This is a genomic window from Bacillus sp. SD088 (assembly GCF_017355205.1).
In the GTDB taxonomy this organism is placed as follows: Bacteria; Bacillota; Bacilli; order Bacillales; family Bacillaceae_C; genus Lederbergia.
On the sequence record NZ_JADIJK010000003.1, the window covers coordinates 1 to 16,861 of the forward strand.

A 16,861-nucleotide genomic window follows, 5' to 3' on the forward strand; every position below is an offset into this window, starting at 1 on the left:
ACACTCGGCCTCTGAATCTTGAGGCTTCGGCGGTGTTGCGGAGTCCGACCATATAGGCTGCTAAGCGCATATTGATTTTTCGAGTTTCCGCTGTGTGGTAGACATTTTCAAATGCTTCTACCAATTTGGCGGTCAGTTTTTCATTGACTTCTTCTTCTGTCCAATAATACCCTTGATTATTTTGCACCCATTCGAAGTATGAAACGGTCACTCCTCCTGAACTGGCCAATACGTCAGGCACAAGCAGAATCCCTTTATCTGTTAAGATCCGGGTTGCTTCCTCTGTTGTTGGTCCGTTTGCTGCTTCAACCACGATCGATGCTTTAATATTTGGTGCATTTTCTGCTGTGATTTGATTGGCCACCGCTGCCGGTACAATAATATCGCAATCCAATTCAAACAATTCTTTATTGGAAATTGTATTTTCAAATAGGGTTGTGACTGTGCCGAAACTATCACGGCGATCAAGTAAATAATCAATATCTAGCCCGTCTGGATCATGCAGGGCCCCGTATGCATCGGAAATCCCGACAATTTTTGCCCCTGCATCATAAAGGAACTTTGAGAGAAAGCTACCTGCGTTGCCAAAGCCTTGAATGACGATGCGCGTGTCTTTTATTTTTAAGCCACGTTTTTTGGCTGCTTCTTCAATACAAATAGTTACACCTTGAGCTGTAGCCTTCTCTCTTCCTTGAGAGCCTCCAAGCACGATCGGTTTACCTGTAATAAAGCCAGGAGAATCATTTTCACGCAAATGGCTGTATTCATCCATCATCCAAGCCATGATTTGTGAGTTGGTAAAAACATCGGGCGCAGGAATATCTTTCGTTGGTCCGACAATTTGACTAATCGCTCGAACATATCCACGACTTAGTCGTTCAATTTCATTCATTGACATGGTACGCGGATCACAGATAATTCCGCCTTTCCCGCCACCATATGGGAGATTCACAATTCCGCATTTAATTGTCATCCACATCGACATCGCTTTTACTTCTTCTTCGTTCACCTCTGGATGAAAACGGACGCCCCCTTTCGTAGGACCTACCGAATCATTATGTTGGGCACGAAATCCTGTAAAAACTTTAACAGAACCATCATCCATACGAACAGGAATTCTTACAGTCATCATTCTCATTGGCTCTTTCAACAGTTCATACATTTCTTCGCCAAAGCCAAGTTTGTGGAGACCATCTTTAATAACCTCTTGAGTTGATGTAAATAAGTTAAGATTTTCCACCATCGTTTTATTTCGCCTCTTTATTCATTAATCAAATTTATCTTACATTCAAACATGTTTGTCCTGTAATTTCCACCAATATGGTCAAAGGAATACATTCTTTTTCTAAAAACTCATAATTAAATGGTTAGGGTACACATTTATTAATTTTACATAAAAGATGGAATAGATCCAAGCGAACGCTTCCAATACTTTTTCGCTTTTCAATAGCATTAGGTTAGATATTAAAAAAATCCTCTATCGTTTACAGAATAAGAATTCAATTTTTCCCCCTTCTGCCACGATTTTATGAAGTTAGCCTTTATTTTAGTTCATCTTCCCATCTTATTTGTATGCGCCTACCCCTCCCTATTCATTCATAATGCTATGCCTCTTCATATTACCATATTCTCCATGTATTGGGATAGGTCTTTTCCATAGGATTTAATAAGAAGCTACCACTTTTTCAACACCCTAAAAAGAGGATGCCTGTCAATCAGACACCCTCCGGCTATTACTTATTTCTTCAGTAAATCTTTATTATCAGATTGCTTAATCCATTCTTGTAGTTTATCTTTTAATGTATTGAAACCTTCCCCACTTGCTTCAATGGTTGATTCGGTTGTTGGTTTACTTGGCTTCGTATTTTTTTGTTTAACTGGTGGCTCTTCTGTAGCTTTAATAGAGAGGCTAATTTTACCGTTATCTGGGTTCACTTCAAGAACCTTCACATTCACCTCTTCATCAATAGATAGAAACTCATTAATATCTTTTACAAAGCCATGTTTAATTTCTGAAATATGGACAAGCCCTTGTGTTTGATCATCTAATGCCACAAAAGCGCCATAAGGTTGAATACCTGTTACTTTCCCTGTCAATACTGTACCTAGTTCATATTTTGTCGTCATGGAAACACTCCCAAATTTTATATAATATCTTCTTTTTACGCAATTAAACATTTTAACATAGATTCCAATCCAAATCAAAACATAACCATACCTACCAATTTCTATTCCCGTTATTTTCTCTTTCAAACCTCTGTTTAAACATTTTATTTCGGGTAACTATAAGAATAGAGGTGAGTCTATGACTGCGATATTTTCTACACATTCCACCCAGATAAACGGGATTGATCTTTATTATGAAAGCTACTATCATCAGCACAAACCTAAGCTTCCTACAATTTTATTACTTCATGGGTTTCTATCTTCGACTTTTAGCTTTCGGAAATTAGCGCCTCTTCTTGCTCAAGACTTTCATGTTGTGGTGGTCGATTTTCCACCATTTGGCAAAAGTGGAAGATCGTCTTCGTTTCATTATTCTTACCAAAATATCGCTTATACTCTTTGGTGTTTAGTGGATCAGTTGCAGGATTCATCCTTTATCGGAGTTGGCCATTCTATGGGGGGTCAATTGATACTTAATATGATGCATCAAAGATCTAATTGTATCCAAAAAGGGGTTTTTCTTTGTAGCTCCGGCTATTTATCCCGTCTTAAGCCACCTTACACTTATTTTTCGTACTTCCCTTTCTTTGAAAAGGTGATTAAGCATCAACTTGGGAAAACAGGAGTGCTAGGAAATCTACACCATGTCGTATATGATCAAAATATGATTGATGAGGAAATGATTCGCGGCTATTCCGAGCCTTTTGAAGATGATATGATGTTTCGTGCTTTTAAAAAAATGATTCGGCATTGGGAAGGCGATCTTTCCACCGACATTTTGAAAACCATTCAAGCTCCTAGCCTATTGATTTGGGGTGAAAATGACCGAGTAGTTCCGCTTCAGACAGGGAAGAGATTGGCCCAAGACTTACCCCATTCACAATTTATTTCTTTGCCTCAGACAGGACATTTGCTACCAGAAGAAAAACCATTTGAAGTTTATCAGCATATAAGAGATTTCATATATTCTGAGTAGATACTTTAAAATTAATTTAAATATCGCTAGAATAGAGATGACGTAAGTGTGCTGAGGAGGAAAAGGAATGTACAAGCTAAGTGAAAAAGTCGATAGAATCAATACCTCCTCCCTAAAATGGGATGGAATGAAGCTAGCCTTTGGAAAAAATGAACTTCTGCCAATGTGGGTAGCAGATATGGATTTTAGTCCACCGGTAGCTGTGATCGAGAAGCTGAAAGAAAGAATCGACCACGGCGTATTTGGCTACACAATTGCCAATGTCAACACAGCGGGGGCGATCGTTGATTGGACGAATAAACGACATGGGTGGGAAATCCAGCCTGAATGGATTTTATACAGCCCTGGTGTTGTTCCTTCAATCGGAATGGCGATTCAGGCTTTTACCGAAGTAGGAGATAAAGTATTACTGCAATCCCCTGTCTACACACCATTTTTCAATATGATTGAGAACAATATGAGAGAAGTGGTTAATTCACCTTTGCAATTGGTTGATGGACATTATGAAATTGATTTTGCGGATTTTGAAGAAAAATTAAAATCAGGTGTAAAACTATTTCTATTATGTAGTCCTCACAACCCAGGTGGACGTGTATGGAGCAAAGAAGAATTAACGAAAATAGCCGAGCTTTGTAAGCAATATGGGGTACTGATCGCAGCAGACGAGATTCATGCCGATATTACGTTTGCACCGCATCAACACCGGGCATTAACCTCACTAGATCCGTCTTATCAGGACTTTATTGTGACGTTTATGGCACCAAGCAAAACGTTCAACCTTGCTGGTTTACAGGCATCCTTTATCGTGGCTCCGAATGAAGATATGCGCAAAAAGTTGACAATCATTCAACAAACATTAAACCTTACAAGCTTAAATACATTCGGAATGATTGCGATGGAAGCCGCTTATCGTGATGGTGGAGAATGGTTAAATGAATGTATTGCTTACATCGAAGAAAATATAAATCTTATTGATGAAGAAATATCACGCTCTCTTCCAGAACTTGAAGTGATGAGACCAGAGGGTAGCTATCTTGTATGGATTGATTGCCGAAAAACAGGATTAAGTGATAAACAATTAAGGGAAAACCTTTTAGGTAAAGCAAAATTAGCCGTAAACTTTGGTGTTTCATACGGAGAAGGCGGAGAAGGATTTATTCGCTTAAATCCCGCCTGTCATCGTTCGATTGTAGAAGAAGGACTGGAAAGACTAAAATTAGCATTTCAATAATAACAACGCATAGTAAAGCACCCATTTCAATTTTCGTGGGTGCTTTATCATGCTATTCTTTTTCCTTCACTGGCTTTTTATCTTTTGTGATTTCACCACAAGCAATCCGTTCGCCGGAATCCCCTGCTGGCTGGGTCACCCCATCATCCGCGTCCTCATGGATAACAATTGAAGTGCCATCCTTTGTATAAAGGGAGTTTTTTCCTTCTGTTAATTTCAATCCATTTGCCATAAAATCTACTTCGGCCTTCCCATCCTCTTCTACGATTAAATTGGGAAGATCGCCTGCATGCGGCCCTTCTGGATTCAACAGACCGTGTTCTTTATCATCTGGATTAAAATGATCACCTGCTGAAAGAAAATCTGGTGGTTCACATTTCCATTGATCATGTACATGCATCGCATGTTCACCAGGGGGAAGTCCTTCTAAATCAACCTTTACCTTCATCCCATCTGCTTGTTCTTCAAGTGTCACTTTTCCTAAAGAATCACCATCTCGATTGATCACGTCAACCTCTAACTTCTTAGGGGGTGTCGAACTTTCACAAGCAACAAGCAGAAAACAAAACAAAAAAGGGAGAATTTTTTTCACATCTATCCCTCCAAAAAAGAAGTCATTGTTCGTCATTATTTCCTTAGCAAAAATGAAATATCCTTTTAGGGAGAATTTTTCTTCTTAAGAAAAGCGTAAGCGCCTTGCTCAGCCCCGACAAGCAAATGTTCTGAGACAAGAAAAGTCCGGTTTTGACTTTTATTGGCTCAGGTTATTTGACCTCGAGGGGCTAGGCGCTGGAGCTAGATCAAAACATTAGCCAAAATTTATACTTTCTTACCTTATAAGAAAAGCGTAATGCGCCCACCTATCGGCGACAAGCAAATGTTCCTGAACCTATAAAGGGTGCATTTTCCCTTTATAGGTTCAGGGTATTAAGCAGAACATCGGCTAAGTTCGCGTCGTCCTGGCGCAACGTCGATGGACTCGCTCCTGCGAGCCTCGAGTCGATGGCGCCTGAAGCTGACAACAACTACCCAGCCTTGAAGCAATCTAAGAAAAACTTTATACTTTCTTATCTTTTTATAAAAAAACTGCACCGCCAAAATGTCAGGTAACTCTAACATTTTGGGATGCAGTTCATTTTAAGAATGTTGGTTTTCCTGCTCTTCCTTCAATCGCTCTTCTAGTTCTTTCGCTTTTGCTTCTTGTTTCTTGGAAATCTTTTTGAAAAAGAAAACAACTAAGCCCGCCACAATGACTACAAGAGCTAATTGGATAAAGGCAGGAATATATTCTGTTTTGTCCTCTGGAAAATACATTGGGATAATATTCAACACAAATATGTGGAAAATTGATAACAAAGGAAACATCCTTTCTGATAAGTATGATCCTATTATATCAAAGCAAATAGACAAGAACCAATGATCATCTTCGACAAATATGTGAAAACCGCCATTTGACGGCTTCGTTTTACTCTTTTATAATATCAATGCTTTCGATTACAATATCTTCGACTGGCTTGTCACCAGGCTGTGTTTCGACGTTGGCAATTTTATCAACAACATCCAATCCTTCAAGCACATGGCCAAAGACCGTATGACGATGATCTAAATGAGGAGTACCGCCTTTTTCTATATAAGCTTGAATGATCTCCTCTGGAAATCCTGCTTTTTCTAATTGCGGCTTAAAACCTGGATCTAATTGATTGTTCTGGACAATAAAAAATTGGCTTCCGTTTGTATTAGGGCCCGCATTCGCCATGGACAATGCTCCACGAAGATTAAACAAATCCATTGTGAATTCATCTTCAAATGCTTCACCATAGATACTTTCTCCACCGGCTCCAGTACCAGTCGGGTCGCCCCCTTGGATCATAAAATCAGGAATCACGCGATGAAAAATAATACCGTTATAATATCCTTCTTTTGCATGGGTAACAAAGTTTTCAACTGCCTTTGGTGCCTGCTTTGGAAAAAGCTTGATTCGAATTGAACCTGCATTCGTATTTATTTGTACTGCTTTTTCATCCTCCGCTACCTCTGTTGATAACTGTGGATACATGTTTTGTTCGGTCATTTCTGCATCTCCTTTTTTGTAAAATAAGAAATATGTACGGATCCATTCCGTTTCAGAAGTAACTTTACAGGATTCCAAGGGAAATCGCAATATTTCGAGGTTAGAACATCGAATTCAAGCAGTGAAAGGGAATAAATCCTGCTATACGAGGGTATTTTTTTCTATCCGAGAGTATTTCTTCGCCATACGAGAGTATTTCACGCTATCCGGGAATAAAAGACCTCTCCCTTTCATTTTCACGCCATTTCTCCGATAATAGATAAAAGCAGAGAAAGGAGTTAGTTGATGAAAATCGGTGATATCATTGTAACCAATAAAAAAACCGGAAAATACATCGGGGAGATTACAGCTGTTCAAGAGGATATGCTAACAGTGCGAATTTTAGCGGTATTGAACCATCCTCGACAAGGGGATTTACATAACCCCTTGCAAGCAGATGTTCCTTTTTTTCATGAACGCAAAGCGTTAGCTTATCGCGAACAAACCAATGTCCAGACCCGAATTGTCAAACCTTATGAAGGGGATATTCCCGACTATAAGGATTCTTTAAAGAAGGCATTCCAAGCATTAAAAGAAAAGCTCGAAGCTGAAGCAGATGATTCGTATAATCAGCTCGCATTAAAAGCATTAGACAGCATTGCCAAGGAATACGCCTTGATGTACTCCATCACCTTCGATTAATGCCAATCTCGGGCATTTTTCTTTTTAAAAAAACAAAGACCCCTTTCCCCATCTCCCTATGGGTTATTTAAAGGGATGATGCAGGATTTTTTTGTCCTCACAAAGGGGTGCTTTAAATTAGTGAAGGAATAAAGAGAGTTTAAATATGACAGTAATAAATATGACAGTAAGAAGAATAAGGCGATAAGGATTTTATTCCTATCGCCTTATTTCATCGCACTCCTAATTTGCTCCCTATTCACTCTTGATTCGTTCTTGAATCAAAATATCTAAGCGCTCTTTCTCTTGGCGCAAAAATGAATTCACATCCATATCCTCATCAAATAAAACTCTCCAATCAATCGACTCGACTAGAGTATTCAGATTTAAATAGCGATCGTACGGACTGACGTTCTCCGGTCCAGGGTTAGGTGGGTATTTAAAAAATGCATCTGTATTGTATTCTTGCATCCCTTCTACTTCCTCCCCAAATACCTCCTGCATCTTTGGATCTTTTAACGGTGAGGCCACAGCATATTTACTTGATTGCATTTCTTGAGCCTCATCGGATAATATATAGGCTAAAACTTCGAACGCTTCATCTGGATGCTCACTCGTTGCGGTAATCGCGTAAGCATTGCTCCATGAAATCGGTGCATACTCCGGGTGCCCATCCCAAAGTGGGAAGGTTGTCAAATTAAAGTTTATATTTCCATCATTATGCACTGTTGTAATTGCATTCCAATATGGAGACATAGCCACTGTCCCTTCCTCGATAAACCCTTTATAGAACGGTGGAAATGGATAGTTCCCCGGAATGTTTACAAAGTCTTGATACAGGGAAGCAATATCAGACCAGATTGAATCCTCCTGAAAAAGCAATTCGCCCGTTTCAGGATCTGTAAAATTTATTGGCAGTTGTTGGATTGGAAGTCGAGAGGCGGTATCTTTCTCTCTCATATCAAACGTAAACCCCTTGTAATCCACACCGTTCCTTGTCCCTGTAAGACGATAGGCCAATTCCAATGTCTCTTTCCATGTCATCCCATCTTCAGGATACGGTTCCCCAAATAAGTCAAAAATATCTTTATTGTAATACAGGGCTCGAACCCCTCGATTATAAGGCATAGCCAGTAATCTTCCTTCCCCCGTCGGATCTTGGTTAATGAAGGAGGTAAGAATACTTGGTTCAATACGATCCAAGTCAAAATCATGTTTCTCCGCCAACTCAATCAAATCAACTTCAAGCTCGTATTCAACTATATCGGAATAAATCCCGCCCTGATTGCCTATCCAAATAATATCCGGTACCGCATCGTTTAAAATCAAATCCTCCATTGGCGTATCCTCAATTCGCTCTATAGTAATATGTGGCAGCTTATCCTCAACTGGTTCTTTTATAAATTCCGCGAAACGCTCGTCATCAAAACTACGCGTCATAATCGTCACAGTAACATCTTCCACTTGCTCTTCTTCATCATCGTCCCGTTCATTCGAGGGAGAGTCTACTTGCCCTGAGCAAGCTGCTATAATAAATGCGAACAAAATCATAGTCGTCATGCCCATTACCCCTTTAAGAAACCCCTTACAAAATCTCATTTAGAAAACCTTCCTTTCTATTCAATTTTTGTTTCCTTAGGAATATCTCTCAATCAAGTCGTCAATTAGCTAATCTCCCGATTTTTGACATCGGTGTCATTTTTTTCTTTATGATGAAAAGTTTAACCGTCACTTCTATTGGATGAGGGGTTACTTCTATGAATATATCGTTCTTCAATCTATATAGGTTGTCACCCCCCAAAAAAGCCATATTTGTTTAGACATATCCTCTAGTGTTTTCATAGAGGGGAATGAACATGTTAAATAATTTCCTTTTTGGGGGACTAACCCATATTTGTACTTTCGATTCTAATGTAATCAATTCATTTTCTTGTATGTTAGGCGTTGTTTCCTTCTGGTGCCGGATAAGTTCTCACTTCATTTATTCTAGCCAGTTCGGAACCATGTGTTTCATGTACATTTATTCGTAGCTTATTTGTAGCTGGAGCACCTGTGACAGAGTGGATACGTAGTCGTTGATAGTTGTCTTTTTCCTCAATCAGTGTTTGCCACTTTCCACCAACCTCGCACTCGATTGTATAATGCTTCACGATCTCTGGCTGTGGACCGCCCCATTTCATTTTCTTTACATAATCATCTGAATGACTAAGCGTCAATACTCGATGTTGGCCACTATCAAAGACCAATCGGATTTCGCCAAGTTGAAATGGATCATCCCAGCTTAATTCAATCCACTCTGGCATTGTTCCAGGTGGGACAGCACTTATCCAACGATTAGTGCCTTCTATCCCTCTACTTCCTTTAACCCCTTTAGGACCCAAAGTAGCTCGCGTCTGTCCAGAAATAATATTTAAGGCGCGGCCATCATTCTTCTCGCTTGATGCGGTAATAGTAGCTTTTCTCGCATAATCGCTTGTATCTTCATTAGTGACACCAATGAGATAAGCATCATCTCTGAGTAAATTTTGTTGGATCGCCGAAAGTGACAGATGATCCAGTAGTAACTTATGTGGCGTCAGTTCCTTTTTCACGGCATGCGCTGCAGCTGTTCCAACCCCCTGTCCAACTACCGCACAGGTAGCCATGACCCTAGTTGAAGCAAAGGCCACATGTGTAGCGGAAATATTACGCCCAGCAAACATTAAATTTTCAATGTCTTTTGATATACATGCACTTAAAGGGATATCATATAAATGTGGAACTTGAATACTATTCGTTGGTTTCATATCGCTTGCATCAATCCCTTCAGGGGGATGTAAATCAATCGGCCATCCTCCATAAGCAATCGAATCTTTAAAAGGTTTAGCGTCTGTTATATCGTTTTGAGTTAAAACATGCATCCCCTTAAATCTGCGGCTTTCCCGTTTTCCGGGTAAAAAGCCAAACCATTCTAATGCCCAATTATCGGCACCATGATTGCCTTCATTTTTAATATGATCCCATACGCCTAGCATGATGGCTAATAATTCATCGCGGATCGTTTCATTGTCTTTAATGGTGTCTAATGTTCCGCCCCATTCTACCCACCAATAGCCATATTCTAGTCCCCTATCCGTACCAGCTGAGGCATGAGGGCGCAACTTTAGGTCTTCTTCTGTAAATTTTCTTGCCCATGTTGGCGCCTGGAATTTTGCAGGGTAACCAATATCTCTTGCTTGAAACAATAAGCTTGAACCCTGCCGGTAATTATCTCCTTCATCATTCGCGAACTCTTCATTATGCGTTTTCTTACTCTCTCGTCCCCAAAAATAAGATGCGCCCGCTTCCTTCCTAAGCGTCCATCACCTGTACAGTCGACAAAAATAGCGGCCTTAATTGTAAAAATATCTTCTGTAGATTGCCGTTCCGCAATTACCTGTTTTATGATACCTTGATCGGCTATAGCATCTGTTACGACTGTATTTAATAATAAGGTTAAATTGTCGTTTTCACGACATTTTTCATAATAGATTAGATCCAACATTGAGGGTGAACGTTGAGGATTTCGTACAGCCGTTTCTAAACGAATTTCCTCAATAATCCCACCTTCTCTTGCTTCCGTTTCTAATTTTTTTCCCCGTTTTCCACTGGCATCAGCTCCAACAATATGCATACGCACCTCACTGGAAGCATTTCCTCCCAGTACAGAACGATCTTGGCATAAGATCACTTTAGCCCCGTTTCGTGCAGCTGCAATTGCCGTTGGAACTCCAGCTGCTCCACCTCCAGCGACTAATATATCACAATACAAGTCTGTATGTTTCATCTTTCATTCCCCCTTTCAAATTAATGTTTAACGAAGTAAAATGAAGGCTTTAAAAACGCTTTCTCTTTTAAGTTCTGGAAAGACAACTCCTTTCCACCGAAGCCAAATTCATTATGATATAATTTGAAGAAATTTCCTTAATAAACAGAATATAGGAAATTAAAAAACTTTTAAATGCACATAATTTATTTTGTCATATCCAAAATTTCAAAAAAGGATGAGTAAAATGAAGGACTCGATAACATTACCAAAGTTGATTAGACATGTATTTTGGAATAAAAAGAAACACTTTTTACGAAAACAAGATACGTACTCCATGTGGATGTTATTCGCCATCGAAGAAGGGGATTTTACATACCAAATTGATAAATCCGCAGGACACGCAAAAAAGGGAGACATTGTGTTTTGTCCTCCACGGGTTGCTTTTCACCGCAAAACTGAAACTCCTTTAAGTTTTCATGCCATTGTTTTTGATTTTCCTTATCATGAAACGGGGTTCTTGCAAGAAATGTTGCGACAAAATGAACATAAATTATTTGTTCCGCTTACTACACGCTTATTTGAAAATTATCAGCAACTCCGAAAACTACATCCCCTCTCTGATGTGGTTCCGTTAAAACAGATTTATTTTCACGATATGTGGATCATTATGAGCAACTACAACCCACCTGTCTTCGAGAGAAAGGGACAAAAACACCAGGACGATCCTGTAATGAAACAAGTCCTTGCTCATCTAGAAAATCATGCTCATCAACCGATCGAAATCAAGCGTGTTGCCAGCAAATTCCACATGTCATCCGTTCAATTGACTCGTCGCTTCAAAAATGTTTATCATATGACCCCCATGCAGTATCTGACTTCCATCCGTATCGAAAAAGCGGCCAACTTATTATTGGAAACCAATTGGAATTTGGAGACGATTGCTCACGAAAGTGGTTATGAAAGTGGTTATTATCTCAGTCGAATTTTCCATAAGCATATGAATGTTCGACCTTCTGACTACCGAAAAATCAATCGTTTTTAGAGGCTATTCATCTACTTGTAGTTAGATGTAAAAAAGAGTGTCCGTGCCATAAATTCTATTTAGTTTTTTCATGAATGGTTAATGTTGATGGAATTTCTATCGATGGCAATTCCATATCCCCCTTTAGAAAAGAGAACAGCGGCTAAAATCACACCGTCCTGGTCACCGATGGCACCTGAAGCTGGATCCAGTATTAGCCATATGTATGCTTTAATTTTTTTAAAAAAAAGCAAAAATCCCTTGTTCGTCGCTAGCTTTCCCCCTCTCCATATCGGTCATTTAAAGGGCGGACATATTGAATTATTTCACGATTGGATTATAATAATATTTAGTGTTACGAAATAAATATCATCAAGAAGGTGTTATTATTAGTATTGCAAAGCGTAATTTGCTAATCATGTGGGTTTGTAATTTTTTAGTTGCGGCAAGCATGACAATGGTTGTACCGTTTATCTCCCTATACATTGAAACGTTCGGAGATTTTAGCAACGAATATGTTCAAAGGTGGGCTGGTTTAGTTTTTGGAGTAACCTTTATCAGTGCCTTTTTATTTTCTCCTATCTGGGGGAAAATTGGGGATAAATACGGATTTAAGCCGATTCTCCTTATTACAGGATATGGAATTGCTTTATCCGTTTTTATTATGGGAATTGTAAGTAATGTGCTCGGACTCTTTATTCTGCGGATGTTTATGGGGATTGTGACAGGCTTTATTCCAACGTCCATAGCATTAATTTCGAAGCAGACGCCCAAAAATGAAGCTGGTAAAACACTTGGAACATTGCAAATGGGGAATGTTTCAGGTAGCCTTTTTGGTCCTTTGCTTGGAGGTTTAATGGCGGACACCTTTGGTTTCCAATATACCTTTATCATTACCGCAATCGGTGTAGCCATTGCTTCAACTGTTGTTCTCTTTGGAATACGTGAGATCAAGCAAACAGAGGAAGAACGGAAGCAATTTAAACCTCATACTAGTAAAGATGTGATAAAACTGATTTTCAGTCGCAAATTGCTGATTATGGTTATGCTTGTTGCATTGCTAATCCAAATCGGTAATTTCAGCATACAACCGCTTTTAGCGTTGTATGTCAATGAACTGACCCAAGCAACGAGTGTTGCCTTTCTTGCAGGTATGGCTTTTTCGGCCACAGGGTTTGGAAATTTACTGCTCACCCGTCAATGGGGAAAATTAGGAGATTCCATTGGATTTGAAAAAGTGTTACTGATCTTGCTTGTGCTCGCATCGATTTTGATTATTCCGCAAGCATTTGTATCAGATCTCTGGCAGCTTGTGCTTTTAAGGTTTTTATATGGTATGGCGGTCGGAGGCATGCTTCCTTGTATTACGGCCTATATTCGCCTTGAAGCACCGCTGGATATGCAAGGAGAAGTGCTTGGATATAATCAAAGCTTTCGATTTTTAGGCAATGTGATTGGTCCTGCCTTAGGAGGATTTGTTGCTGGATTCGGAGGAATTTCTAACGTCTTTTATGTAACTGGCGGTTTATTCCTTGTTGGGTTTATTCTTCTATTTGTAAGCTTTAGGCACGACCAACAAAAGCATTTAAGTGAAAGTATGTAAGACTCCTAGGATTCCTGGGAGTCTTTTTGTATTATGTTGGTTCTAACATAAAAATCCACCCTTTCATTTTTATTCATTATGAAGAAAGTTTATTTCTGCCCTAAAATATATCCCATCTCAATTCTCACTTCTTTCTTTTCCATATCGTTGTTTGAATAACTTAGTAGGTCAAAACCAGTTAGTTTGAATCCATGTTTCCTATAAAATTTTATTGCAGAAAAATTGGATGTCTGCGTCTCTAAGACAATGGCTCTAACTCCTATCTCTTTTCCACGTCTCTTTGCATATTTCATTAGCCTACTACCAATCCCCTTTGCTTTCATTGATTTCTTTACATGAATATCCTGTATCCTCAACACATTATTCCATTTTTCATGATTGAAACTAATGACCCCAACCTCATCACCATGTAATTCCGCTGCATAACATTCCAATTGAGGTAAACTCTCATCAAAAATGTCGCCTTCCTCATATTTTTCGAATTTTTCTTTGAAATTCATTACGGATAAGTTAAAACTCCATCCATTTTCTTTTTCCATTATAGATATATCATAATATTGATCGGAGCTATATTGATAAATTACTTTTTTTCCATTTGGATAATCTTCTTTTTTTACTCTCCTTATGTTAATCATTGATTCCCCTCCATAATTATTTATTATAATTGAATAGAACCTTTAACCAACGACGCCTTATTGATAGAATCATTACAAATGAACTTAGAAATGGGAGGGTAATATTTGAATACATTCATACAAGGAAGAACTCTTTCAAGTCAGTTCTATAGGGAGATTATCCAACCTTTATTAGTAAACATCCCTCATGATGCAGTTTTGGTTGGGGAGGGATCTGATGTTTTAGGCTTTGATCAGCCAATCTCGACAGATCATGATTGGGGGCCGCGAGTAACTATTTTTGTTTCCAAGAATAATGAAATCCACTCAATCCGGAACAGGATTTTAGCCAATTTACCAGAAAAGTTTCTTGGATATTCTACTTCTATAGATGAGGATACGAGCAATATTCAGGTTATTACAGCTAAGGAATGGTTACAGAACAATTTAGGTATTAAAGATATTCACGCTTTATCCTATGATGATTGGCTATCGTTTCCGCAACAGCACTTACTGCAATTTGTCGGCGGAATTTCCTTCGCAGATTCTCTTGGTGATTATAAAAAGGCCAAACAAATTCTTTCATGGTATCCTGATGATGTATGGCGGTGGGCTATGGCTTCACAGTGGTATTTAATTTGGGCCAGTGAACGACTGATACAACGCACTTTAGAAGCAAAAGATTATTTAGGTTCCCAACTCATTGTGCAAAAGGTAGTTCGATATATTATTGAAATGTGGTTTCTACAAAATAAACAGTACAAACCTTATGATAAATGGCTTGGTTCAGCCTTTGGGAAAATCGCAGGATCTGATTTTTTCAGAGAAAAATCCTGGGAAATTTTTTCTACTAATGATAAGAATAAACAAATTGAATTGTTGCAACAAATGCTTGTTAGATTAGGGGAAAACCATAATAGACTTAGATTATCTAAGGTAATTAATCCTACAATCGTTTCTTACGAGGTCGGAATAAATAATGCAGTCCGTCATTACAAAACATTCAATTCTAGCGCCTATAAGGACGCTTGTACCGAAAGTATTGAAGATCCAACTTTACAAAAATTAATTTTTGTAGGAACTGTTGACCAAATGACCAATGTTTCTGATGCAATGATTAATTTTTCAGATTGGACAAAGATCCTCCGAGAAGGTTATGCAAAAGCACTTTCAAAATCCCGGTAAAAAACTAGTCACTGCTTGAAGATTAAGTATTAATTGAAATGGGAGGTCCACTTCCTTCTCATGGATCGCCTATTCTGTTGATGCAACCAACGAACCCACGCTGGGTGTCCTTGCTCTTCTTCGTACCACCACTTATGTTTAAACCCCATCCTATCCAAGCTTTTTGAAATGGATTGTGCAGTAGTGGATTTTCCCGACCCAGGAATCCCTTCAACCATTATTAATTTGGTAGTTTCCATCAAATCACTCCCTATTAAAAATAATATTAGCACTCTTAGGAGTAGAGTGCCAATATTATTATCATTCCTCTGTTATGGAGCCTTAAGGCTTTAGATTAAAGGTGTCCGCTAATAATTCGTATGATTTATGCCGTGAATTTTTTTCGGTCAACATATTCAAGATCATGATCTCATCCACCATAGCCTCTGTTGCGAGTTTCTTGAGTTTCTCCGCTACATTTTCCACATTCCCGACCACAAAACGGCCTTTATTTTCTTGGCGCACTGCTTCCTCCTGAGCTGTATATCTATGAGAACTTGCTTCTTCAAGTGTTGGAGGAGCATGATGAAACGCACCTGTTCCCCATCTTACCCATTGTAATTCCGCTGGTCCCGCTAGATATTCAGCTTCTTCCTCTGTCTCTGCTGCAATCACAATCAGGCTTAGGAGACTTTTCGGCTCCTGCATAAAAGCGGATGGCTTGAAGTTTTCACGATAAGCTCGCAACATTGGAACAGCTAACTGTGGTGAAATATGTGCTGCAAAAACAAAGCCAAGTCCATAGTGAGAAGCAAATTGCATCCCCCCATCACTCGAGCCAAGCATATAAATATCCGGAATCAACCCCTTATCCGGTGAAGGTGTAATATTTTTGAACGGATGCTCATTTGGAAAATCATGCGTTAAAAAGGAAAGTAATTCATCTAATTGTTCTGGAAAATCATATGTTGTAACCGCTTCTCTTGAGCGTCTTAATGCCAGGGCGGTCAAACCATCCGTCCCAGGAGCTCGTCCGATCCCTAAATCAATCCGCCCAGGGTGCAATGCCTCCAATAAGGAAAAATTCTCTGCTACCTTTAGTGGACTATGATTCGGCAACATGATCCCGCCAGAACCGATGATAATGTTTTTCGTAACAGCCGCTGCGTGAGCGCTTAAAACATCCGGAGAGGTACTCATCTGATGCTTGGTGTTATGATGTTCCGCAAACCAGTAGCGTGTATAGCCAAGACGATCGGCTAGCTGTACCAAATCCGTAGAACTTTGTAGTGTTTGCGTGGCTGACTCCCCATTATACATGGTCGCTAAATCTAAAATAGATAATTTTACATCTCCATTTAATTGGTTACTTGCCATCGTCAATCAATTCCTTCCACTTTGGATGCTTGATTCTTTTTTTCATTCACACTTCCAAGATTACCTGGGAGTAATTTTCGTATGTTGCAAAAGAATATATGTATACTAGTGTACCATCTTAATTCCCCGCTCCGTCAAATGTGAACATTTTGTGAATAATCCGATCGCATTATTTGTTTCTACTTATTTAA

Annotated in this window: 16 protein-coding genes and 1 pseudogene; 6 read left to right on the forward strand and 11 right to left on the reverse strand. The window is 39.1% G+C overall.

What is annotated here, in order from left to right; translation table 11 throughout:
* Positions 1-1,243, reverse strand: a 1,243-nt coding sequence (locus tag IPU53_RS03015) for a Glu/Leu/Phe/Val family dehydrogenase (protein WP_207447528.1), incomplete at its 3' end; no start/stop codon positions are given.
* A 494-nt stretch (positions 1,244-1,737) separates the two neighbouring features.
* Complete coding sequence (yugI, locus tag IPU53_RS03020; protein ID WP_207447530.1) at positions 1,738-2,127, reverse strand: S1 domain-containing post-transcriptional regulator GSP13; 390 nt, start codon at positions 2,125-2,127, stop codon at positions 1,738-1,740.
* Between the two features lie 178 nt (positions 2,128-2,305).
* On the opposite strand from yugI, the gene IPU53_RS03025 reads away from it, so the two are divergent.
* Positions 2,306-3,142, forward strand: coding sequence for an alpha/beta fold hydrolase (locus tag IPU53_RS03025; RefSeq protein ID WP_207447532.1), 837 nt, complete (start codon positions 2,306-2,308; stop codon positions 3,140-3,142).
* A gap of 67 nt (positions 3,143-3,209) precedes the next feature.
* A complete protein-coding gene (locus IPU53_RS03030; protein WP_207447534.1) occupies positions 3,210-4,373 on the forward strand; it encodes a MalY/PatB family protein in 1,164 nt (387 codons plus the stop codon).
* A 52-nt stretch (positions 4,374-4,425) separates the two neighbouring features.
* Here the strand turns inward: IPU53_RS03030 and IPU53_RS03035 are convergent, their stop codons facing one another.
* The 3 genes from IPU53_RS03035 to IPU53_RS03045 form a co-directional block, all read right to left on the reverse strand.
* Entirely contained in the window at positions 4,426-4,965 is a 540-nt protein-coding gene (locus IPU53_RS03035; protein ID WP_396019890.1) for a superoxide dismutase family protein, read from the reverse strand.
* Between the two features lie 545 nt (positions 4,966-5,510).
* On the reverse strand, positions 5,511-5,729 hold the full coding sequence (locus IPU53_RS03040) for a hypothetical protein (RefSeq protein WP_242698040.1): 219 nt from the start codon (positions 5,727-5,729) through the stop codon (positions 5,511-5,513).
* A gap of 109 nt (positions 5,730-5,838) precedes the next feature.
* Positions 5,839-6,429, reverse strand: a complete 591-nt coding sequence (locus IPU53_RS03045; RefSeq protein WP_207448048.1) for a peptidylprolyl isomerase — start codon at positions 6,427-6,429, stop codon at positions 5,839-5,841.
* Between the two features lie 300 nt (positions 6,430-6,729).
* Between IPU53_RS03045 and IPU53_RS03050 the strand changes: the two genes are divergently transcribed.
* A complete protein-coding gene (locus tag IPU53_RS03050) occupies positions 6,730-7,125 on the forward strand; it encodes a kinase-associated lipoprotein B (RefSeq protein ID WP_207447541.1) in 396 nt (131 codons plus the stop codon).
* 234 nt (positions 7,126-7,359) lie between these two features.
* Here the strand turns inward: IPU53_RS03050 and IPU53_RS03055 are convergent, their stop codons facing one another.
* The 3 genes and pseudogenes from IPU53_RS03055 to IPU53_RS03065 form a co-directional block, all read right to left on the reverse strand.
* Positions 7,360-8,664 (reverse strand): ABC transporter substrate-binding protein, encoded by a 1,305-nt coding sequence (locus tag IPU53_RS03055; RefSeq protein WP_207447550.1) that lies wholly within the window; start codon positions 8,662-8,664, stop codon positions 7,360-7,362.
* A gap of 377 nt (positions 8,665-9,041) precedes the next feature.
* Positions 9,042-10,337: pseudogene (locus tag IPU53_RS03060) on the reverse strand (FAD-dependent oxidoreductase); the annotation flags it as partial.
* Positions 10,247-10,909 (reverse strand): FAD-dependent oxidoreductase, encoded by a 663-nt coding sequence (locus IPU53_RS03065; RefSeq protein ID WP_207447554.1) that lies wholly within the window; start codon positions 10,907-10,909, stop codon positions 10,247-10,249. The gene IPU53_RS03065 and the pseudogene IPU53_RS03060, both read right to left, overlap by 91 nt.
* A 226-nt stretch (positions 10,910-11,135) precedes the next feature.
* On the opposite strand from IPU53_RS03065, the gene IPU53_RS03070 reads away from it, so the two are divergent.
* Both IPU53_RS03070 and IPU53_RS03075 read left to right on the forward strand, forming a co-directional pair.
* On the forward strand, positions 11,136-11,933 hold the full coding sequence (locus IPU53_RS03070) for an AraC family transcriptional regulator (protein ID WP_207447556.1): 798 nt from the start codon (positions 11,136-11,138) through the stop codon (positions 11,931-11,933).
* A 367-nt stretch (positions 11,934-12,300) separates the two neighbouring features.
* The gene (locus IPU53_RS03075; RefSeq protein ID WP_313886442.1) at positions 12,301-13,515 is read left to right on the forward strand and encodes an MFS transporter; all 1,215 of its coding nucleotides are present in this window, start codon (positions 12,301-12,303) and stop codon (positions 13,513-13,515) included.
* An 89-nt stretch (positions 13,516-13,604) separates the two neighbouring features.
* On the opposite strand, the gene IPU53_RS03080 is transcribed toward IPU53_RS03075, so the two are convergent.
* The gene (locus IPU53_RS03080) at positions 13,605-14,150 is read right to left on the reverse strand and encodes a GNAT family N-acetyltransferase (RefSeq protein ID WP_207447558.1); all 546 of its coding nucleotides are present in this window, start codon (positions 14,148-14,150) and stop codon (positions 13,605-13,607) included.
* 105 nt (positions 14,151-14,255) lie between these two features.
* Between IPU53_RS03080 and IPU53_RS03085 the strand changes: the two genes are divergently transcribed.
* The gene (locus IPU53_RS03085) at positions 14,256-15,314 is read left to right on the forward strand and encodes a DUF4037 domain-containing protein (RefSeq protein ID WP_207447560.1); all 1,059 of its coding nucleotides are present in this window, start codon (positions 14,256-14,258) and stop codon (positions 15,312-15,314) included.
* 29 nt (positions 15,315-15,343) lie between these two features.
* On the opposite strand, the gene IPU53_RS03090 is transcribed toward IPU53_RS03085, so the two are convergent.
* Both IPU53_RS03090 and IPU53_RS03095 read right to left on the reverse strand, forming a co-directional pair.
* A complete protein-coding gene (locus tag IPU53_RS03090; RefSeq protein WP_207447562.1) occupies positions 15,344-15,553 on the reverse strand; it encodes a hypothetical protein in 210 nt (69 codons plus the stop codon).
* Positions 15,554-15,635: 82 nt separating this feature from the next.
* Complete coding sequence (locus IPU53_RS03095; RefSeq protein WP_207447564.1) at positions 15,636-16,670, reverse strand: LLM class flavin-dependent oxidoreductase; 1,035 nt, start codon at positions 16,668-16,670, stop codon at positions 15,636-15,638.
* Positions 16,671-16,861: the final 191 nt, after the last annotated feature.